At 69.7% G+C, this 21,128-nt stretch carries 16 protein-coding genes; 4 read left to right on the forward strand and 12 right to left on the reverse strand.

Features of this window, described 5'->3' with window-relative positions:
• Positions 1-8: 8 nt before the first annotated feature.
• Positions 9-1,136: an aminopeptidase gene (locus VQ067_RS00555; RefSeq protein ID WP_020750957.1), complete on the forward strand. Its 1,128-nt coding sequence runs from the start codon at positions 9-11 to the stop codon at positions 1,134-1,136.
• Between the two features lie 7 nt (positions 1,137-1,143).
• On the opposite strand, the gene VQ067_RS00560 is transcribed toward VQ067_RS00555, so the two are convergent.
• From VQ067_RS00560 to VQ067_RS00570, 3 genes are read right to left on the reverse strand one after another with little or no spacing between them, the layout of a single operon-like run.
• A complete protein-coding gene (locus VQ067_RS00560) occupies positions 1,144-2,127 on the reverse strand; it encodes a hypothetical protein (RefSeq protein ID WP_015502121.1) in 984 nt (327 codons plus the stop codon).
• Between the two features lie 32 nt (positions 2,128-2,159).
• Entirely contained in the window at positions 2,160-2,825 is a 666-nt protein-coding gene (locus tag VQ067_RS00565) for an HAD family hydrolase (protein WP_033991475.1), read from the reverse strand.
• Positions 2,818-3,360: a gamma carbonic anhydrase family protein gene (locus VQ067_RS00570; protein WP_033991476.1), complete on the reverse strand. Its 543-nt coding sequence runs from the start codon at positions 3,358-3,360 to the stop codon at positions 2,818-2,820. The genes VQ067_RS00565 and VQ067_RS00570 overlap by 8 nt, the downstream gene beginning before the upstream one ends.
• A 77-nt stretch (positions 3,361-3,437) precedes the next feature.
• Between VQ067_RS00570 and prlC the strand changes: the two genes are divergently transcribed.
• The 3 genes from prlC to VQ067_RS00585 all read left to right on the forward strand — a co-directional run bounded on the left by prlC (position 3,438) and on the right by VQ067_RS00585 (position 6,902).
• Positions 3,438-5,483, forward strand: coding sequence for an oligopeptidase A (prlC, locus tag VQ067_RS00575; RefSeq protein WP_003083621.1), 2,046 nt, complete (start codon positions 3,438-3,440; stop codon positions 5,481-5,483).
• Positions 5,480-5,755, forward strand: a complete 276-nt coding sequence (locus tag VQ067_RS00580) for a YheV family putative zinc ribbon protein (RefSeq protein ID WP_003083624.1) — start codon at positions 5,480-5,482, stop codon at positions 5,753-5,755. The genes prlC and VQ067_RS00580 overlap by 4 nt, the downstream gene beginning before the upstream one ends.
• Before the next feature lie 88 nt (positions 5,756-5,843).
• Positions 5,844-6,902: a PA0069 family radical SAM protein gene (locus VQ067_RS00585; RefSeq protein WP_009314900.1), complete on the forward strand. Its 1,059-nt coding sequence runs from the start codon at positions 5,844-5,846 to the stop codon at positions 6,900-6,902.
• A 230-nt stretch (positions 6,903-7,132) separates the two neighbouring features.
• Here the strand turns inward: VQ067_RS00585 and tagQ are convergent, their stop codons facing one another.
• The 9 genes from tagQ to VQ067_RS00630 form a co-directional block, all read right to left on the reverse strand.
• Positions 7,133-8,047: a type VI secretion system-associated lipoprotein TagQ gene (gene tagQ, locus VQ067_RS00590; protein WP_003083630.1), complete on the reverse strand. Its 915-nt coding sequence runs from the start codon at positions 8,045-8,047 to the stop codon at positions 7,133-7,135.
• Between the two features lie 61 nt (positions 8,048-8,108).
• Complete coding sequence (gene tagR, locus VQ067_RS00595; protein WP_015502123.1) at positions 8,109-9,821, reverse strand: type VI secretion system-associated regulator TagR; 1,713 nt, start codon at positions 9,819-9,821, stop codon at positions 8,109-8,111.
• Positions 9,814-11,013 carry a type IV secretion associated ABC transporter permease TagS gene (gene tagS / locus VQ067_RS00600; protein ID WP_015502124.1) on the reverse strand — a complete coding sequence of 400 codons (1,200 nt, stop codon included), beginning with the start codon at positions 11,011-11,013 and terminating at the stop codon, positions 9,814-9,816. The genes tagR and tagS overlap by 8 nt, the downstream gene beginning before the upstream one ends.
• Positions 11,013-11,732, reverse strand: coding sequence for a type IV secretion associated ABC transporter ATP-binding protein TagT (gene tagT, locus VQ067_RS00605; RefSeq protein ID WP_003136959.1), 720 nt, complete (start codon positions 11,730-11,732; stop codon positions 11,013-11,015). The genes tagS and tagT overlap by 1 nt, the downstream gene beginning before the upstream one ends.
• A complete protein-coding gene (gene ppkA, locus VQ067_RS00610; RefSeq protein WP_015502125.1) occupies positions 11,729-14,827 on the reverse strand; it encodes a serine/threonine protein kinase PpkA in 3,099 nt (1,032 codons plus the stop codon). Before ppkA ends, tagT begins: the two co-directional genes overlap by 4 nt.
• A 7-nt stretch (positions 14,828-14,834) precedes the next feature.
• On the reverse strand, positions 14,835-15,563 hold the full coding sequence (pppA, locus tag VQ067_RS00615; RefSeq protein WP_003083639.1) for a serine/threonine phosphatase PppA: 729 nt from the start codon (positions 15,561-15,563) through the stop codon (positions 14,835-14,837).
• Between the two features lie 9 nt (positions 15,564-15,572).
• Entirely contained in the window at positions 15,573-16,253 is a 681-nt protein-coding gene (tagF, locus tag VQ067_RS00620; protein ID WP_003083642.1) for a type VI secretion system-associated protein TagF, read from the reverse strand.
• Positions 16,250-19,780, reverse strand: coding sequence for a type VI secretion system membrane subunit TssM (gene tssM, locus VQ067_RS00625; RefSeq protein WP_009875647.1), 3,531 nt, complete (start codon positions 19,778-19,780; stop codon positions 16,250-16,252). The genes tagF and tssM overlap by 4 nt, the downstream gene beginning before the upstream one ends.
• A complete protein-coding gene (locus VQ067_RS00630; protein WP_003118500.1) occupies positions 19,777-21,126 on the reverse strand; it encodes a DotU family type VI secretion system protein in 1,350 nt (449 codons plus the stop codon). Before VQ067_RS00630 ends, tssM begins: the two co-directional genes overlap by 4 nt.
• Between the last annotated feature and the right edge of the window lie 2 nt (positions 21,127-21,128).

Here is a 21,128-nt window from a genome sequence, read left to right on the forward strand (position 1 = left end):
GCGGACCGGTGCTGGTAGGGCGGCGGGCGGTCCGCGTGCTGTGCTATGTTCCGCCCATGCCACGCCGCCTTCGCCATCCGCTTGCTGACCTTCGACTGCCCCGTTGGGTTCCCTGCCTGGCGCTGTTGGCGCTGAGCGGTTGCTCGACCGTCTCCTACTACGGGCAACTGGCCAGCGGCCAGTTCGCCCTGCTGCGCGCCCGCGAGCCGGCCGCCGCGGTGATCGCCGACCCGCAGCGCGACGCGCGCTTGCGCGAACGCCTGGCGAAGGCGGAAAAGGCCCGGCAATTCGCCAGCGAACGCCTCGGCCTGCCGGACAACCGCAGCTATCGCCTGTACGCCGATATCGGCCGGCCCTACGTGGTATGGAACGTGTTCGCCACCCCGGAGCTGTCGCTGCAGCCGGTCACCCATTGCTTCCCCATCGCCGGCTGCGTGGCCTACCGCGGCTACTACAGCGAGGCCGCCGCGCGCGCCGAGGCGGCGCGCCAGCGGGCGCTCGGCGACGACGTTTACGTCGGCGGGGTGCAGGCCTACTCGACCCTCGGCTGGTTCGACGATCCGATCCTCAGCAGCATGCTGCGCTGGGACGACGAACGGCTGGCGACCTTGATCTTCCACGAACTGGCGCACCAGAAGTTCTACCTGCGCGACGACACCGCCTTCAACGAATCCTTCGCCACCTTCGTCGAACAGGAAGGTACCCGCCAGTGGCGCGAGTATCGTGGACTGCCGCCGGCGGATGGCCGCGAGGAGAAGCGCCGCGAGCAGTTCACTGCGCTGGTCCTGGCCAGTCGTGCGCGCCTCGAAGCACTCTATGCCGGGCCGTTGGACGATGCCGCCAAGCGTGCCGGCAAGGCTGCCGAATTCCAGCGCCTGCGCCGTGAGTACGCGGCGCTGAGCCAGCGCGAATGGGGCGGCGAGTCGCCGTTCAAGGCCTGGATCGACGCGCCGTTCAACAATGCCAAGCTGCTTCCCTTCGGCCTCTACGACCAATGGGTGGCGGCGTTCGCCGCGCTGTTCCGCCAGGTCGGCGGCAACTGGCCGGCGTTCTATGCGCGGGTCCGTGCCCTTGGCCAGCTCCCCCTGGCAGAGCGCCAGGCGGCGTTGCAGCGGCTGGCCGCCGCAGCGCCCTGACGCCTGCTCAGGCGGCGAGCTGGTCGGCGTAGCACCAGCGCGTGGCCAGCCGGCCGATCGGCCAGAGCAGCGCCAACAGGCCGACGCCGAGCAGCGCCACCAGCAGCGTATAGCCGATGCCAGCGGGCGCCAGGCCGAGGATCATCAGCAGCGCCAGCCCCCCGCCGACCGCCAGCAGCGCGACGCTCCAGAGCAGCATGGCGACCACCGCGAGCAGCAGCGCGCGGCCGGCGGCGAAGCGTTGCAGGCGCGCCGGCAGGCGCGTGCAGACGGCGCCGAAGAGCAGCGCCGCGGGCAGCGCCACGCCGCTCAGGTACAGGCCGTATAGCCAAGGCTCGTCGTAGCGCAGCAGGGCGTAGGGAAGGAACTGCATCAGCTTGAAACACAGCGTGGCGAAACACAGCGCGGCGCCCAGGGCGACCTGCCAGGCAGCGACGCGGGCTTCTTCCCCTTCGGCCAGGCGCGGCGAGTTCACCCGGCTGCCGAGCAGCACCAGCCCCAACGGCAGCAGGCTGCCCAGGAGCAGGTAGACCCAGCTCATCGCTTCGTTGAACGCCATCAGCCAGACGCCGTAGCTGGATTGCGCCGTCACCCACTGGTAGAACGGCAGCGTCAGCGGTGCCAGGCCGATCCCGGCGAGCATGCCGCAGACCAGGTTGAGCAGACCGTAGCCGATCAGCAGCAGCGCCAGCGGGCGGAACTCGACGAGCCGCCGCTTCTCGCGGTAGGCATGCAGCACCAGCAGGTTGGCCGCCGCGTAGAACACCAGGCCGGTGAACCAGTGCGGCGCCATCAGTTGCAGGTGCTCGGAGAAACGCTGGCGGATCTCGCCGATGTCGTTGTACCACTGGATGCCCAGGCTCACGGCGAAGGACAGGCAGGTGACCAGCGCCAGCACCGCGATGAACGCATAGGGCTGGGTGGTGGCGGGCACCTCTCTGGCCGGCGGCTGCACCGGGGCGGTGGGGGTGGCGAAGGGATTGTCGGTCATGTCAGGCGTCCTTGTCTGAAACGGAGCATGGGTCAGTGGGATTCCAATACCTGCCGCAGGGCGGCGAGGTCGGCGCAGTAATGGGTCGGCTGGTGCGCGCGCAGTTCGTCTTCGCTGCCGAAGCCGTAGCCGACGCCGATGCAGGCGACACCGTTGCGGCTGGCGCCGAGCAGGTCGTGCATGCGGTCGCCGATCATCAGGCAATGCTCCGCTGCCAGGCCTTCGCTGTCGAGCAGATGGCGGATCAGTTCGTCCTTGTGCGTGCGGGTGCCGTCCAGCTCGCTGCCGTAGATCGCCTTGAAGTGACGGTCGAAGGCGAAGTGGCGGGCGATCTCGCGGGCGAACTCGCCGGGCTTGCTGGTCGCGACGTAGAGCGTGTGGCCGCGTCCGACCAGGGCTTCGAGCAGCTCGGGAATGCCGTCGAACACGCGGTTCTCGTAGAGACCGGTGAGCCTGAAGCGCTCGCGGTAGTGGTTCACCGCCTCCCAGGCGCGCGCTTCGTCGAAGCCGTAGGTCTGCATGAAGCACTGCAACAGCGGGGGGCCGATGAAGTGCTCCAGGCGCGCCAGGTCCGGCTCGTCGATGCCCAGGCGGGCGAGGGCGAACTGCACCGAGCGGGTGATGCCCTCGCGCGGGTCGGTGAGGGTGCCGTCGAGATCGAAGAGGATGTTCGGGTAGCGCAGCGTGGCGTCACGCATGGTAGTCCTCGGCGATGTGCAGGTCCTTGAGCTTCACGTAGTTGCCGGCGGTGTAGGTGAAGAAGCCGCGCTCCTTGTCGCTCAGCGGACGGGCCTTCTTCGCCGGGCTGCCGACGTAGAGGAAGCCGCTCTCCAGCACCTTGCCCGGCGGCACCAGGCTGCCGGCGCCGAGGATCACTTCGTCCTCGATCACCGCGCCGTCCATGACGATCGAGCCCATCCCCACCAGCACCCGGTTGCCGATGCTGCAACCGTGCAGCAGGACCTTGTGCCCGACGGTCACTTCATCGCCGATGCTCAGCGGAAAACCGTCCGGGTTGAAGGGGCCGGCGTGGGTGATGTGCAGCACGCTGCCGTCCTGGATGCTGCTGCGCTGGCCGATGCGGATGCGGTGCATGTCGCCGCGGATCACCACCAGCGGCCAGACCGAGCTGTCGGTGCCGATCTCGATGTCGCCGACGAGCACGGCCGAGGGATCGACGAAGACCCGCTCGCCGAGCAGTGGCGTTTTGCCCTGGTAGGAACGAATGGTCACGATAGTTTTCCTCAGGCTGCGGATGCCGCCGATTGTATTTAAGATGGTCGGGTATTTCCTTAGCCAAGGTTGCCAACGTGAGCGCGAATCCCCTTCTGCAGGCCTACGACCTGCCGCCTTTCTCCTCCATTCGCCCGGAACACGTGAAGCCGGCCATCGAGCGGATCCTCGCCGATAACCGCGCCGCCATCGCCCGCCTGCTGGAAACCCAGCGCGAGCAGCCGACCTGGAAGGGCCTGGTGCTGGCGATGGACGAACTCAACGACCGCCTGGGCGCCGCCTGGAGTCCGGTCAGCCACCTCAACGCGGTGTGCAACAGCGCCGAGCTGCGCGAGGCCTACGAGGCCTGTCTGCCGGAGCTGTCGGCCTACTCCACCGAGCTGGGGCAGAACCGCGCCCTGTTCGAGGCCTACGAGGCGCTGGCGAAGAGCCCCGAGGCGGCCGGCTTCGACGTGGCCCAGAAAACCATCCTCGAACACGCCCTGCGCGACTTCCGCCTGTCCGGCATCGACTTGCCGGCGGACAAGCAGAAGCGCTATGCCGAGGTGCAGTCGCGCCTGTCCGAGCTGGGTAGCCGTTTCTCCAACCAGCTGCTCGACGCCACCCAGGCCTGGACCAAGCATGTCACCGACGAAGCCGCGCTGGCCGGCCTGACCGATTCGGCCAAGGCCCAGATGAAGCAGGCCGCCGAGGCCAAGGGCCTGGACGGCTGGCTGATCAGCCTGGAGTTCCCCAGCTACTACGCGGTGATGACCTATGCCGATGACCGCGCCCTGCGCGAAGAGGTATACGCCGCCTACTGCACCCGCGCCTCCGACCAGGGCCCGAACGCCGGGCAGAACGACAACGGTCCGGTGATGGAAGAGATCCTCGACCTGCGCCAGGAGCTGGCCGGCCTGCTCGGCTTCGCCAACTACGCCGAGCTGTCGCTGGCGACCAAGATGGCCGAGTCCAGCGACCAGGTGCTCAGCTTCCTCCGCGACCTGGCGGTGCGCAGCAAGCCGTTCGCCGCCCGCGACCTGGAGCAGCTGCGCGCCTACGCCGCCGAGCAGGGCTGCACCGAATTGCAGAGCTGGGACGCCGGCTACTACGCCGAGAAACTCCGCGAGGCGCGCTACAGCGTGTCCCAGGAGGCGCTGCGTGCCTACTTCCCGGTGGACAAGGTGCTTTCCGGCCTGTTCGCCATCGTCGAGCGCCTCTACGGCATCCAGATCCGCGAACTGCACGATTTCGAGCGCTGGCACGCCGACGTACGCCTGTTCGAGATCCTCGAGAACGGCGAGCACGTCGGCCGCTTCTACTTCGACCTCTATGCCCGCGCCAACAAGCGCGGCGGTGCCTGGATGGACGGCGCCCGCGACCGCCGGCGCGACGCCCAGGGCCGGCTGATCGACCCGGTGGCCTACCTGGTGTGCAACTTCACCCCGGCGGTGAACGGCAAGCCGGCGCTGCTGACCCACGACGAGGTCACTACCCTGTTCCACGAGTTCGGCCATGGCCTGCACCACCTGCTGACCCGCGTCGAGCATGCCGCCGCCTCGGGGATCAACGGGGTGGCCTGGGACGCCGTCGAGCTGCCCAGCCAGTTCATGGAGAACTGGTGCTGGGAACCGGAAGGCCTGGCGCTGATCTCCGCCCACTACGAGACCGGCGAGGCGCTGCCGCAGGACCTGCTGGAGAAGATGCTGGCGGCGAAGAACTTCCAGTCCGGGATGATGATGGTCCGCCAGTTGGAGTTCTCCCTCTTCGACTTCGAGCTGCACGCTACCCACGGCGACGGCCGCAGCGTGCTGCAGGTACTCGAGGGCATCCGCGACGAAGTGGCGGTGATGCGTCCGCCGGCGTACAACCGCTTCGCCAACAGCTTCGCGCACATCTTCGCCGGCGGCTACGCGGCCGGTTACTACAGCTACAAGTGGGCCGAGGTGCTGTCCGCCGATGCCTTCTCGCGTTTCGAGGAAGAAGGCGTGTTCAACCCCGATACCGGGCGTGCCTTCCGCGAGGCGATCCTGGCCCGCGGCGGCTCCCGCGAGCCGATGCTGTTGTTCGTCGATTTCCGCGGTCGCGAGCCGTCCATCGACGCCCTGCTGCGTCACTCCGGGCTGGTCGGGGAGGCCGCATGAGCCCGGCGATCACCAGGAAGCGCTTCATCGCCGGGGCGGTCTGCCCGGCGTGCAGCGAACAGGACAAGATCCAGATGTGGGAAGAGGACGGCGTGCCGCACCGCGAATGCGTGGCCTGCGGCTACGCCGACACGCTCAACGCCCAGGGCCAGTCGATCCCGAAGGAGCTGGGTACGCGGGTCAACCAGAACGCGCCGAAGCCGGCCAACCCGAAGGTGCAGTCGGTGCAGTTCTTCCCCAATCCCAAGCTGAAGAAGAAGCCCGACGCCTGACCGCTCGCCGCCGACCGGCGGCGATGGCTGTGGGTCGGGGCCCGGTGCGATACTGTATACATATACAGTATCGCACCGGGTTCCCCTCATGAGCGCTCCCCTGCCCCCGCGCGGTCGCGGTACCGCCAGCAACCCCCTCAACCGCTTCGCCCCGACCCACAGCGAGGCCTTCGACGATGGCTGGGAGCAGGAGGTGCCGCCGATCCAGCTCACCGAGGTGCGCGAGGAGATCGCCCGCACGGTGATCTCCCGCAACCAGTCGCCGGACCTCCCTTTCGATCGCTCGATCAATCCCTACCGTGGTTGCGAGCATGGCTGCATCTACTGCTATGCGCGGCCCAGCCATGCCTATTGGGACCTCTCGCCGGGGATCGATTTCGAGACCCGGTTGATCGCCAAGAGCAACGTCGCCAGCGCGCTGGAGCAGGAACTGAGCAAGCCCGGCTATCGCTGCGCGCCGATCAACCTGGGTGCCAATACCGACCCCTACCAGCCGCTGGAACGCGAACGCCGCCTGACCCGCCAGGTGCTGGAGGTGCTGCTGCGCTTCCGTCACCCGCTGACCATCGTCACCAAGGGCTCGCTGATCCTTCGCGACCTCGACCTGCTGCGCGAACTGGCGGAGCAGAACCTGGTGGCGGTGATGATCAGCCTGACCACCCTCGACGACGAGCTGAAGCGCATTCTCGAACCGCGCGCGGCGGCGCCCTCGGCGCGACTGCGGGCGATCCGCACGCTCAGCGGCAACGGCATCCCGGTGGGCGTGCTCTGCTCGCCGATGATCCCGATGGTCAACGACATGGAGCTGGAGCGCCTGCTCCAGGCGGCGCGGGACGCCGGCGCGCGCAGCGCCGCGTACATGCTCCTGCGCCTGCCGCGCGAAGTCGGCCCGCTGTTCGAGGAATGGCTGGCGGCGCACTACCCGCAACGCGCCGAGCATGTGATGAGCCTGGTCCGCCAATGCCGTGGCGGCGAGGTCTACGACAGCCGCTTCGGCCACCGCTTTCGCGGCCAGGGACCGTTCGCCGACCTGCTGGCGCAGCGTTTCGCGGTGGCGATGAAGCGCCTCGGGCTGGACCGCCGCGAGGGCTTCGGGCTGGATTGCAGCCGGTTCGCCGTGCCGGGGGCGCAGATGGCGTTGTTCTAGCGTTTTCCCCGCGGCGCAGCATTTCGTATAGGGCGGAGTTGCGGCGGAGCGTGCCGGTGGCGGTATCCGCCCTGCGGGAAGAACCGCTGCCGCCGGGGAAGCCGGAAACGTCGGAAGCAGCCGTCCCGGCGAACGCTCGCCCTTCAGGCCGGCCGGGTCAGCGCGCCAGGCCCATCAACGAAACGGCGACCCGAAGGTCGCCGTCGCGTTCGTGCTGGTAACGAGGCCGATCAGGCCTTGGCGCAGCTCGGCGGTGCCCAGTCGCCCATGTCCGGGCTGTTGCAGACTTCCTGGATCATGCCCTGGCCCCGGGAGGCCACCTTGTTGCCTTCGCTTTGCGCGTCCTGGGCCTTGCGGATAGTCTGCTCGGTGGCGACCGCTTCCTTCGGCACCTTGGGATTGCTGCCGGTCTTGGGCTTGCTGCCGCCTTTCGTAGTGCTGGCGCGGTTCTCGGCCTCGGCGACCTTGGTCACTTCGGTGCGCGGTACGCCGACCTGCTGCAGGTCTTTCTCGTAGGCCTGGGTGTAGTTGTTGATGTTCTCGCCGGCACGGCCGTTGGCGGCGACCAGCAGAGCGTTGGTCTCCTGCAGGCCGCTGACGATCTCGGCCAGGCGCTTGCGCCCTTCGGCTTCGTTGATCGACTTGTTCTTGCGGCCGTCGAGCAGGGCCTTGAACTGGCTCTGGTAGCAGCTTTGCGCCGACTTGGCGTAGGCCACGCTACGGTTGATCTCGACGGTGCTGCGGTCGACGTCGGTAGCGTAGGAGCCGATGCGCGCGCGGTCGTCGCTGATCTGCTTCTGCTTCTCCATGTAGTAGCCCGCCGCGCCGCCGGCCAGGGCGCCGCCTGCGGCAGCGAGGGCGGCATTGCGGCCGCGGTTCTCGTCGCTGGCCAGGCCGCCGGCCAGGCCGCCCAGCAGGCCGCCGGTGATGGCGCCAGTGATGGCCGAGTTGCGCACCGCGTTATCGGTGCTGCGCAGGTGCGACACCGGCTCGTAGCAGGACGGGTAGTATTCCGCGCGGGTGGTCTGGGCGACCGAGCCGACGCCGCTGCTGGCGCAGCCGCTGAGCAGCACGCCGCTGGCGGTCAACAGGCAGAGCGCGTAGCGCGCCGAGGTGATCAAACGGTTTTCGCTGGGTTGGCTCATTGCATCTCACTCCTGGTTTGATGAACCGCCCGGCTGCCGAGAGGTGCCGGACGGAACTCCTTCAACGCCCGCTGGACGCGAGCAATTCCTTCAATACCGCCTCCGGCTCGGCCCGGTGCTGCTGGCGATAATCTCCGACGTGTTTGACGAACAGGGTCGCGCGCTTGACCAGGCTCTTGCCCAGAACCGGGTTGCGATTGAGTTCTTCCTGGATGCGCTGGAACTGCGCCTGGATCACCGCGTCGGTGTAACGGGTGCCGGTGGCGAGGTTGTCGATGTAGATGGCCAATGCGCCATCGAGGGCGCTGCGCCCGTTGGCGATGGCGCCGGCATAGAGCTGGGCGGTCGCCTGATCCCTGGCTGCCACGGCTTTCTCCCTGTCCTTCTTGAGGTTGGTCAGGCGTATGTTGTAGTTGTTGATCGTCTCGGCGACCAGTGCCGCCGACTGTATCAGGTTTCCGGCGGCCTCTTCGCGCTGCCGAGCGATCAACGAAACGTTACGCTTGAGTTCCTCGTTTATCTGGGCCAACTGCGCCTGCATCTGCGGGTCGCGGGTGGCGGCAATGATTCCGTCCAATTGCTTGGTGGGATCTTGAGCGTCATCGATGGCATCGGTCAATGCCGCTAGTCGGCCTTCCTTCTGCCATTGGGCGAACAGCTCGGGATAGCGCGAGCGCGGCGCGGACAGCGCGCCGATGGCGACGCGGAAACCGGTGGTCTCGTTGCGCTGTTCGCTGCCGTCGGCGGCGAACAGCGGGTATTCGCGGCGCATCCCGGTGAATAGAGTCATCTCGCCTTCGAGATAGTTCCCGCCCTTCACCACGAAACCGCCATATGTGCCCTGCCGGCGACCGGCGTGGACCAGTTGGAAGGACTCCTGGACCATCTCCGCGGCATTGCCGATCACGTCGAACAGGCCCAGCGGGTTCGGCCGCTTCATCCCTACCGGCAACAGTCGCGCGGCCTGGCCGGTGCCGCCGGCGACCTGGTTGTACACCGCCCAGTCGCCCAGCGGGCCTTCCTGGTCGCTGCCCTCGACCTTGCGCGGGAACAGCCGTCCTTCCAGTTCCTGGCGGCTGACCGCCTGGCCGCCGCGCGCGGCGAACTCCCACTCGACCTCGGTGGGCAGGCGGACGAAGCCGATGCCGCCGTCCTCGGGATTCTTGCCGCGGCCGCTGACCGGCAGCAGTTCCGGGTGATTCTTCATCAGCCAGGCGCTGTACACCGCGCCGAAGCGTTCGGCGTCGAAGCGCGAGAGGTTGACCTTGGGCAGCCGCGCGGCCATTCCGTCCGGCACGTCGCAGGCCGGCGCCTCGCCCTGGCCGGAGAGCGCGGCCGCCTGGCTCATCACTGCGGCGTACTGGCGGGCGGTCACCTCGTACTTGCCGATGAAGTACAGCATCGGCTTCAGCGGGGTGCCGGCGGCGGGCTTCGGCAGGCTGGCGGAGAGCTTCTGCTGCCAGGCCGGTGCCAGGTCGGCGAGGCTGAACTGGCCGTTCACGTAGTCGCGCCGGTAGCCGGAGATGAACGACTGCTGGTAGCCCGCCTCGCCTTCGTTGAAGGCGTAGCCGAGGTTGACCTCGCGATCGTCGAGGGCGCCTTCGGCGAGTACGTAGACATGCCGGAAGACCATCTCGCCGCCACACGGCAGCGGCAGGGCGACGTCGTCGGCCAGCGGCTTGGGATTGTCCGGCGAGTCGCCTTCGGCCCAGGCCGGCGCGGCAAATGCCAGGCAGGCGCCGAGGGTGAGCGGAAGAATGGCTTTCTCAAACATCGCGTAATCCCTCTGCGGCTTCGATCCGCGCCGCGCGCCAGCCGCCGCTGGCGGCGGCCAGGACGCTGCACAGCAGCGTGGCGAGCAGCGCCGTCAGGTAGTGGCTGGGCAGCAGGCGGCAGACGAACTCGCCGCTCTGGTTGTCGAACAGGTGGTTCAGCGCGCCGGCCGTGGCGGCGTACAGCAGCCCGGCGAGGAACAGGCCGAAGACGGCGCTGAACAGCGCCAGGAGCATGACGAAGCCGACCAGCGCGGCGGTCGGGAAGCCCAGTAGACGTAGCACTGCCAGGGCGCGGCGCTTGCGTTCGACGGCGGCCAGGCTGCTGGCGGCGATGGCCGCGAAGGCACCGCCGATGGCCAGCGCGGCGACGATCCAGAACACCAGGCCGAGGTTGCGGCTGAGGCTGCGCACCTGGGCGATGGCCTCGGCCTGGGTGGCGACCTCCACGCCGCTCGCGACGAAGTGCCGGCGCAGCCCTTCCACCGCGTCGAGGTCGCGGGCGTACAGGCGGAAGCCCGGGTAGATGCGTGCGCGCGGGGTCTCGCCGGCCTTCCCCGGCCAGCCGTAGGCGGCCACCGCGCGACCGTCGCGATAGTCCTCGGCGGCTTCCAGCAGGGCCAGCGGGGCGAACAGCGCGTCGCGGGCGAAACGCTCCTGCGGCAGCACCGCGAGCACTTCCAGCTCCAGGCGCTGGCTCTGTGCCTGGCCATCCATGCGCCGGCCGATGCGCGCGACGATGCGCTCGCCAGGCTGGGCGCCGAGTTTTTCCGCGGCGCCGTGGCTGAGCACCACGCGGGTCGGCCGGTCGGGTTGCGGCAGGCCGGCCAGCAGCGGGTCGCCGGCGGCGCTGGGAATCATCTCGACGCTCAGGGCGGTCTCGCCGCCGCCGCTGAGGTCGGCGGTGGCGGCGATCTGCCGGGTGCGCGGCACGGCGAAGGCGACGTCCACGCGTGCGGCCAGGGCGGCGATGTCCTCGGCGCGGTAGCGGGCGCCGCCGACCGGAATGATCTCGCGCACCGAAGGCGCGCGCTCCAGCCGCTCGGTGAGGGTGCTGACCAGGCCGTACTTGAGGCCGAACAGCACCAGCAGCGGGGTGATCACCGCCGCCAGGGCGAAGATCGCGCAGAGCGACAGGCGCGCCTCGCCGCGATAGTCGGCCCAGGCCAGCGAGAGCAGCAGGCCGGCGCGCATCAGCCGACGTCCTCGAGGCAGGCGCCGACGCTGTCGTCGGCCTCGCGTTGCCAGCGGATGGCCAGGACTTCGAGTCCGGCGGCGCGGGCCAGGCGCTCGTCGTGGGTGGCGACCACGGTGCAGGCGCCGCGCTCGCGGGCCTGTTCCACCAGCAGGCGCATCACCCGTTCGGCGTTCAGCGGGTCGAGCGCCGCGGTCGGCTCGTCGGCCAGCAACAGGCGCGGCGCATGCGCCAGGGCGCGGGCGATGGCGACCCGCTGGCGCTGGCCGACCGACAGCGCCGCCGGTTTCTTGTCCAGCTGGTCGCCGATTTCCAGCCGCTCGGCCAGCGCCTGCACGCGCTCGGCGGACGGGGCGCCGAGCAATGCGCAGGGCAGTCCGATGTTGCGCCGCACATCGAGGAACTCGAGCAACCCGCCGCTTTGCAGCACGTAGCCGCAGTGCTGCCGGCGCAGCGCCGCCAAGCGGTCCTGGCGGCCGTCGCGCCAGAGCGCGGCGATGTCCTGTGGGCGTTCCCCGGCGAGGAATTCGAAGCGCCCGCCCGGGTCCGGCGCCAGGGCCAGCGCCAGCAGGTCGAGCAGGGTGCTCTTGCCGCAGCCGCTGGGGCCGACGATGGCCAGCTGGCGACCCGCGCGCAATTCCAGCGCCGGCACCCGCAGGCGGTAGCGCTGGCGACCGGCGCCGTGGCTGCGGGCGACCTCGTGCAGGCGCAGGATCATGGCAGCGTCGACAGCGGCACGCGGTACAGCGCGTCGCCGGCGTCGGCGTCGCCGAACCGGACCCAGTTGGCGACGTCGTTGTGGAAGGTTTCGTAGAGGCGGATCTTCGACTCCAGTTCGTCGATGAAGTCCTGCTGCTCGGCGACGCTCAGCGACAGCCAGAGGTCCTGGGTCATGTTCAGCGACTTGCTGCGGTACGGCAGGCCTTCCAGGTATTCGCCGAGCACGCCGCTCTGCGCCAGGTTGCTGCCCTTCACCAGTTGCGCCGGGTCGCGGCTCATGTAGGCGCTGGCGCTGGCGATTTCCTGGAAGAAGTCCTTGGGCGAGGTCTGGGTGCGCTTGGCCGCGTCGACGATCAGTTTCAGCGACTGTTGCAGTTCGTTGAGTTGCAGCTTGCTCAGCAGCACGCAGACCTGGAACGCCGGCAGCGCCGGGTTGGTCAGGTCACGGTCGGCGGTCCAGGCGGTGACGACCTGCGGCGCGCGCACCGGGTCGCGGCGACCGAGGAATTCCATCTGCATGGCGTAGCCGATGGCCGCCGACTTGCTCGCCACGCTTGGCGCGGCGTCGAAGCGCGGCGCCTGCGGCTTGCGGTTGCCGGCGTCGTGGACCAGGTCGGCGAACACCGTGCCGATCTCCTTCACCGTGTTGCCGAAGGCGTTCACCTCGCCGCCGGCCACCGGGATGTAGAGGTCGGCGATCTTCGGGTTGGCGTCGGCGGTGAGGCTGCGGTACTGCTGCTCGGCGTAGCCGTGGTTGTTCTTCCCGGCCGGGGTGCGCAGGTGCAGCGCATAGATCTTCACGCCCTTGCGCAGCGCCGCCTGGCGGACCTCGGCCTCGTTCATCTGGGTGCGCCCGAGCGGGTCGTTCTTGCGCAGCGCGCCGGCGTCGGTGACCAGCAGCACCACGCGCCCGGCGTAGGGCGACCAGTCCATTTCGTCGACCGCCTGCATGATCCCGGCGAAGGCGTCTTCGTTGAACGAGTGGCTGGAGACGTCGGTGGCGCGCACCTGGCTGCTCAACTCGGCGAAGCGCTGCGCGTCGTTGCCCGGTTGCAGCGGCACCAGGGTCTTGCTGACGTATTCCAGGCCGGGGGTCTTGTCGGTGTTGTTGCGGAAGCCGACCAGGCCGAAGCTGACCTTGTCCAGGTCGCCGCGCTCGCCGATCTGCCGCTGCAGGCCGTCGATCACCTCGCGCACGCGGTCGATGTAGGGCTGCATCGACACCGAGGTGTCCACCACCAGGACGATGCCGGTGCGGAAGGTGTCGCTCGCCGCGCCGCTGGCGCCGCCCCGCCCGGCCTGGCCCGGCGCCTGGGGTGCCGTGGCGCTGCCGCCGGGGTCGATCGAAGCGACCTCCAGCAACTGCGCCGGCTGGCCGTCGGCGTCGAAGCTCTCCTTGGAGTCGAAGATCGGCAGCAGGTAGAACTGGTCCTGGGGGATCGCCCGGTCGTTGGGCTCGACCGCGACCACCTGCGGATCGCCCTTGTGGTCCACCGCCTGGGTCAGGGTGTCGCGCGCCGCGCGGGTATCGCCGAGCAGGCGTTCGACCTGCTCGGCGCTGTTGAGGAACATCACCGGCGCGCGGCCGGAGCGTTCGGTGAACTTCAGCACCAGGCTCTGCTTCCAGTCGCTCACCGCGCTGGCCGGCAGCCAGCCGTCGCCCTCGCCGTTGCTGGAGGCGCCGACGCGCAGCCAGGGGCTGCCGCCGACCTGCTTGCGGGCGTACACGTAGAGCACCGAGAAGGCCGGCACCGCGCCGGCCCGGGGCGGGCCGCCAGCCTCGGCGGAGATGGCCGCGCCGGGTTTGGTCAGGACGCGCTGGAACAGCGTCTTCTTGCCTGGCATCAGCAGCGGACGCTCGCCGCCGTCCTGTTCGGCATCGGCCACCGGGGTCTGCTGCTGCGGCTTGTCCGCCGGCGTCTGTCCCAGCGGCGCTGGATCGGCAGCGCTCGGCGCGTCGCCCGAGCCCAGCAGCCACCAGGCGCCGCCGCCGATCGCCAGGAGCACGGCGGCCGCGGCGGCGACGATCAACGGCGTGCGGCTGCCGCCGGCACGTGGCTTCGCCGGCGGCAACGGAGGCGGCGGGGGCGATGGCGGTTTCGCCGCTTGCGACGGCGGAGGCGGAGGCGGCGTGGCGCTGCCGGCGCTGGGCGTGACCGGCGGCAACTGGATCGACACCGGTTGCAGGCCGCCGAGGTCGGCGGGCGGCAGGGGCGCGGGTTCGGCCGGCGGCGGGTTGCTCGCTCGCGGCGAGCCCTGCGGCGTCGCCAGCGGACGGATCTGGGTGGCTTCCAGGGCGCTCGGCGCCAGGCGGTCGAGGGCGGCGATCAACGCGCCGGCGGTGGGGAAGCGCTCGGCCGGGTCCTTGGCCAGCAACTGGCGCAGGATGTCCTGGTAGCGGCCCTGCTCGATCGGCAGTTCCGGCAGCGGCTCGGTGAGGTGGGCCAGGGCGGTGGAGAGCGAGTCCTTGCCGTTGTAGGGCAGCTTGCCGGTGAGGATCTCGTAGAGCACCACGCCCAGCGCGTAGAGGTCGGCGCGGCCGTCGATCTCCTGCCCGCGGGCCTGCTCCGGGCTCATGTAGCTGGGGGTGCCGACGGCGAAGCCGACCTGGGTGAACTGGGTATTGTCCTCGATCGACTTGGCGATGCCGAAGTCCGAGAGCACCGCGGTGCCGTCGGCGCGGAACAGGATGTTGGCCGGCTTCACGTCGCGATGCACCAGGCCCTGGGAGTGCGCGTAGCCGAGCGCGGCGGCCACCTGCCGTACGTAGGCCAGGCCCTGCTCGGGATCGAGGCCCTGCTGGATGCGCTCCTTGAGCGTGCCGTTGGGCAGGTATTCCATGGCCATGTAGTAGCAACTGCCGACGTTGCCGATGTCGTGGATGGTCACCGTGTTCGGGTGCGACAGCCGCGCCAGGGTCCGACCTTCGCGCAGGAAGCGTTCGGCGAAGCTCGGGTCGGCGGCCAGCGCCGCGGCCATCACCTTCAGCGCCACCTTGCGCTGCAGCGAGCGCTGGGTGGCCAGGTAGACCGTGGCCATGGCGCCTTCGCCCAGCTCGCGTTCGATGTCGAATCCCGGAAGTTCTATGTCCATGTCCGTCTCAGAAGGCCCTGACCACCAGGGCCGTGATGTTGTCCGGGGCGCCGCGGGTCAGGCCCAGGTGGACCAGGCTGCGGACCACCGCATAGGGATCGCTGTGGCTGAGCACGTCGCGCAGTTCGCTGTCGTCGGCGGTCTTGTTGAGGCCGTCGCTGCAGAGCAGGAAGCTGTCGCCGGGCAGCACGTGCAGCGCGGCTTCCGACAGTTCCAGTTGCTCGTGCACGCCGACCGCGCGGGTGACCACGTTGGCGCGCGGATGGTGGCGCGCCTCTTCCTCGCTGATCAATGCGTTGTCGAGCAGCTCCTGGACGTAGCTGTGGTCCCGCGAGATGGCTTCCAGCACGCCGCCGCGCAGGCGGTACAGGCGGCTGTCGCCGGCCCACAGGCAGCTCGCCTGGTTGCCGCGCGCGGCGAGCAGTACCAGGGTGCTGCCCATCACGCTGACGCCACGCAGGCCGGCCTCCTGGCGAACCCGCTCGTTGACCTGGGCGAGGCCGGTGCGCAACGCGCCGACGTAGGCCGGTAGCGAGGAGGCCGCCGGGATGCGCCGCAGGGTATCGACGATCAGGCTGCTGACGAAGTCGCCGGCGGCGTGGCCGCCCATGCCGTCGGCGACCACCCAGAGTCCCGACTCGGGGGCGTCGAGACTGGCGTCTTCGTTGACCTTGCGGACCATGCCGACGTGGCTGTAGCTGGCCGACCTGTAGTAGCTGACTGAGTTGGGCACCATCAGTTGTCCTTAACCGGGTATGCCGGGAAAGAGCGGGATCACCTCGCCCTCTCCGGTGAGGAATCGTCCGAACGCCGGCGCCGGCGGCAGGCCCTGGTAGCGCATCAGGCCGGCGGAGATCCGTGCCGAGCCGCGTCCCCACCAGTGGCTGGCGCCGTCGCAGGCATGCTGGGCCAGCGCGGCGAGGCGCTGTGCCGGGGTCACCGCTTCGCTGCGCAGCAGGTTGCCGCTGATCAGCGATTGTTCGATGCGCGGTCCGCAGGGAGGGGCCGGGAGCTGCGCCACCGCCTGCTCGAAGGCCTCGACCTCGGCCTCCGGTTCGAGGGTGGAGAGCAGCAGGCTCTCGACCTGCTCGAACCAGCCGTCGTCGCCGCCGACCAGCCCGCCGAGGTCGGCGTTCGCCGGCAGCAGGCAGGCGACGGTCAGCGGGAAATAGCGACCGACCCGGTCGATGCTCGGCATCACCACCCCGGCCACCGCTTCGCCGCCGAGCAGGCCGGGGGCGATGGCGAAGCGCCACAGCGGGCTGGTCAGGTAGGCGTCGAGCCAGGCCGCGCCGAGTTCGTCCTGGCTGGCGCGCATGCCGCTGGCCAGCCAGGCGTCCCAGGGTTCGACGAAGGTGTTCGGCAGGCCGCGGCTGACGAAATCGCCGCGGCCGGCCAGCTTGCCGTAGAAACCGACGCTGTTCAAAGGCGCTCCGGGAGGCTGAAGCCGGACACGACCCGGCTCTTGAAGGGGTTGAAGGCGCTGCTGGCGCGCAGCTCGCAGGCGATGCTGGAGCCGTCGATGCGCAGCCGCAGGGTGAAGCGGTCCGGCGAGTTGCCGCGTTCCAGGTCCGACTGGTCGAGCAGGCGGAACCAGGCCCAGGGGCCTTCCAGGGTCAGGCCGGAACGGCCGCTGCTGGGCGGCGGCGTCACGGTCAGGCGGACCACGCCGAGGCCGTTGGCGCTCGGCCACTGCATCGCCACCGGGCGGGCGGGGCCGTGGTCGTAGGTCAGCTGCTGGCCGTCGAGGTCGAGGATGAACTGGCTGATCGCCGCGTCCATGGTCACCGGCTTGAGTTCGAAGCGCACCGCCGGCTGCATGCCGCCGGAGCGGAAGAAGGCGTCGCGGATCGCCGCTGCGCGCTGGAAGGTGTGCAGCACGCCGGGGTTGATGCCGAGCTTCTGCGCCGCGCCGGGCTGCCAGCGCCAGGTGCTGGCGGAGGTGTCGACGTAGGGTTGCAGGTACTGGCGGAAGTAGCTGTCCATCACCCCACCGGCACCGAAGAAGTGGCCGAAGTCCTCCAGGGTGGCGTCGCGCGAGCTGCCGGCGGCGATCGGGTAGCGCCCGGCCAGGGACTGCCGGTAGACGCTGACCACGTCGCTGATCCAGGCCGCGTTGAGCTGGTTGCGCACGCTGCCCATCATGCTGCTGGTGGTGGAGTTGACCACGTTCTTCACCAGGCCCTGGACCACCGGCGGCTGGCGCTCGGCGCTGAGGGCCACGCGCGAGGCGGCGGCGGCCACCTGGTTCTTGGCGTCGCCGAGCAGCGAGTCGCCGCTGGCCCCAGCCATGGCGCTGACCTGCACGTAGAGCGCGTTCATGTCCTCCAGCAGGCTGTCGATCGGCGCCGGCTCGTTGCCACCCTCGCCCTTGCTGACCAGGCTGTTGAGTTCGGCGAAGTGGGCGCTGATCGGGTCGCTGTCGACCTGCCGCGGCTGTTCGCGGGCGCCCTCTTCCTCCTGGCCGACCAGCGAGCCGAGGCGCTGCTTGAGCTTGTCCACGGTGCCGTCGGCGGCCTTCTTCACTTGCGCGGCGACCAGCCGGTCGCCCTTCTGCAGGTCGGTCTCGCGGGCCACCGCCTCGAGCAGCTTGCGGAACGGCGAGGTCGGTCCGGAGAGAATGCGCAGCACGTCGGCGGCCTGGGTGACATTGGTGATCGGCACCACGGTGAGGTCGGCGAGCAGGTCGTCCCATTGCCGCAGGTAGTCCTGGAAGTACAGGCGACGCACGTCGAGGGCCAGGTTGGCGGCATCGCCGGCATCGTTCAGGTCGCGCCCGAGCACCCACTGTTCCTCGGCGATGGTGCCGGCCTGGCTGAGGCTGGCGGTGAGGAACACCTCGCGATAGCCGCGGTAGGTGAAGAAGCCGCTGAGCGGGTCGGTGAGCGGCTTGCCGCTCTTGCGCGCGAACACCAGCGGTGCGTCGCGGCCGGCGGCGTCGCTGATGCGGAAGTCGGGCACGTCCTTGGGCAGCCTCTGCCGCTTGACCCGGTCGTAGACCCGCTGCGCCACCGGCAGTTGCTGCAACTGGCGGCGCAGGTCCTCGACCAGGTCCTGGTCCAGGCGCGCCGACGGCGGCCGTCGTTCGAGCAACGCGTCGAGGTGCGCGTGCAGCGCCTGGCGCTGTTCCGGCGAGAGGTCGCGCGGCAGGTTGCGTTCCCAGTCGAGGCTGATCCAGGCCTTGATGAAGTCGGCGTCGTAATGGTCCGGGCTGCCGAGCATCAGGTAGGCCTTCAGGCCCTCGTAGAGGAAATCGCTGCTGCCGCCGGAGCGCAACTGTTCCTCGATGCGGGTCACCAGGCGCGGGGCGAACACCGCGATCAGCAGCTTGCGGTAGACGCTGGCGGACTCCTCGCCGAGCATGTCGCCCTGGTACAGCCCGTAGCCTTCGGCCCAGCTCGGCGCGTCGCCGGCGAGATTCTGCACCGCGTTGAGCTGTGGCAGTACGGCCAGGACGTCGCGCTGGGCCGGGCTCAGCGACTCGATGCCGCGCGCCAGCGGGTCGACGCGCTGGTCGACCGCGGCGATGTAGCTCTGGTTGGCGCGGTAGCTGGCGATCCATACCGCCGTCACCGCCAGCACCACCAGCGCGGTGGCGCTCAGCGCGCCGATGGTCAGCCACTTGCGGCGGCGCTCGACCTTCGGGTTGGTGCCGACCAGGCCGCGTTCGCCGAACGCCACTTCGCGGAACAGCCGCTCGATGAAGTAGCTGCGCCCGGTTCCGGTCTGCCGCGCCAGGTGCTGGCGGTCGAGGTTCATCGACTGCGCCATGCTGCCGATCAGGCGGTCGATCGGACTGCCTTCCTGGGTTCCGCTGGTGAAGTACAGGCCGCGCAACAGCGGGCGTTCCTCGTAGGGGTTGGGCTTGAACACGCCGTTGAGGAACTCGCCGAGGCATTCGCGCAGGGCGGCGAATTGCTGCGGGAAGCCGTAGACCAGGTCGCGCCGCGCCGGGTCGCGCTCCTGCTGCAGGCGTTCCACCAGGCGCGCGGTGAGACGCTGTTCGAGCAGGGCGAATTCGCTGTCGAACACCGCCAGCGGGCCTTCCGCGCTCTTGCCGTCGTCGAGGGCGAAGGTCATCCCCCAGACCTGCGCGCGTTCCTCGCGGTTCAGGCTGTCGAAGAACTCCATGAAGCCCGGCACCAGGTCGAACTTGGTCAGCATCACGTAGATCGGGAAGCGCACCCCGAGCTGCTGGTACAGCTCCTGGATGCGTGCGCGGATCGCCTGGGCATGGGCGGCGCGCTCGGCGTCGCTGCCCAGCAGCAGGTCGGAAAGGCTGATGGCGATGAACGCGCCATCGATGGGGCGGCGCTTGCGCTGGGTCTTGAGCAGGTCGAGGAAGCCCAGCCAGGCGGCCTTGTCCACCTGGGCGTGGCTGTCCTGGGTGGTATAGCGGCCGGCGGTGTCCAGCAGCACCGCTTCGTCGGTGAACCACCAGTCGCAGTTGCGCGTGCCGCCGACCCCGCGGATCGCCCCGGCGCCCATCTGTGCGGCGAGCGGGAAGTCCAGGCCGGAATTCATCAGCGCGGTGGTCTTGCCCGAACCGGGCGGGCCGATGATCACGTACCAGGGCAACTCGTACAGGTTGCGCCGCTCGCTGCCGCCCAGCTTGGCCCGCTTGAGCAGGGCCAGGGCCTCGTCCATGCGTTGCTTGAGGGTCGCCAGCTCTTCGGCGGTGGCGACGCTGGCGGCGTCCGGCGCGCTGACCTCGGCGAGACTCTGCATGACCTTCGCCGCGTTGCGCCGGGCCTGCACGATGCGCAGCACGCGGAAGCCGATCCAGACCAGGAACAGCAGGACGATCAGCACCCAGCGGCTGGTCGCCGAGGCCAGCGGTTCGTAGTTGCCCAGGCGCAGCAGCGGGCCGAGGAACCAGATGATCAGGCTCAGGGCGAGCAGGCCGAGCACCGGCACCACCCAGCGCGCGAAGAAGTTGAGGAAGCCTTTCATTGCGCGCCCTCCGCGAATACGGTGATTTCCACCCGGCGGTTGCGTGCGCGGCCTTCGGCGCTGGCGTTGCTCGCCACCGGCTCGGTGTCGCTGCGCCCTTCGGCGGTGAAGCGGCCGGCGTCGCCGGTGGTCGCGCCGAGCAGGTCGGCGACCTCCTGGGCGCGGGCCTGGGACAGTTTCCAGTTGGACGGGTAGCGCAGCGTGGCGATCGGCCGGTTGTCGCTATGGCCGGTGACCAGCACCTGGCCCTTGACCTTGCGCAGGGCGTCGGCGATGCGCAGCAGCAGCGGCTGGAACTCGTCGCGCACGCTGGCGCTGGCGCTGGCGAACAGCTCGTCGCCGCGGATGGTCACCACCGAGCGGTCGACGGCGTCCTCCACCGCCACTCGCTGGGCCTTGATGTCGTCGGCGAGGAAGCGCGCCAGGCGTGGCCGTTCGATCACCCGCGGCTGCACCGCCGGGCGGTCGATGGCCTGCACCGGGATCTCGCCGATGGCGTGGATGCGCTTGAACACCGGCTCGGCGTCGGCGGCCAGCTTCATCCGCAGGCCGAACAGCAGGGCCAGCAGCAGGGCCAGGCCGATGGCGATACCGACCCACGGCGGCAGGTATTGCGAAAGGCGATCGCGCATCACGCTGAGGCCGCGCCAGTGCGGCGACAGTTCGTGCTCGTACTCGCCGCGGGTGCTGCGGATCACCGCCGCGGTGCGCTCGCGCAGCGCCTCCAGTTGGCTGCGGCCGTCGTGCATGACCCGGTAGCGGCCTTCGAAGCCGAGGCTGGTGCACAGGTACAGCAGCTCCAGCAGGTGCAGGCGCTGGTGCGGGTTCTGCAGGCAGTGTTCGAGCAACTGGAAGACCTTCTCGCCGCCCCAGGCCTCGTTGTGCAGGGTGATCAGCAGGCTCTGCTTGCCCCAGTCGCTGGTGCTGCCCCACGGCGTGCTGAGCACCGCTTCGTCGAGGGCGGTGCAGAGCACGTAGCGCGCCAGCATCACTTCGTCCGGCGCCACGCCGGCCTGGCGTGCCTTCTCTTCGAACTGGCGCAGGTAGCCGAGCAGTTGCGCGCGCAGGCTGGCCGGCGCTGGATGGGCGATGGTGTTGCGCAGGCGGGTGAGCATCGCCAGCAGCGGGCCGGCGGCCTGCTCCAGCGGGTTGAGGCCGTCGCCGCGGCCGCTCAGCGGCGCCAGGCTGGCCATCGGCGGCGGCGTGTAGGGGTCGCCGCCGCGGGGGCCGCCGGCCGGTTCCGGGGCGCGGCCGCCGGGACGCGGCATGATCATGGTGCGGTCGTCGGGCGGGCTTCCGTTGCCGCCGCCGGCCGGGGTGCCGAAGGGATCGTCGATGGGAGGCATCG

The organism is Pseudomonas sp. KBN12P06040, from assembly GCF_037574965.1.
Classification (GTDB): Bacteria; Pseudomonadota; Gammaproteobacteria; order Pseudomonadales; family Pseudomonadaceae; genus Pseudomonas; species Pseudomonas aeruginosa.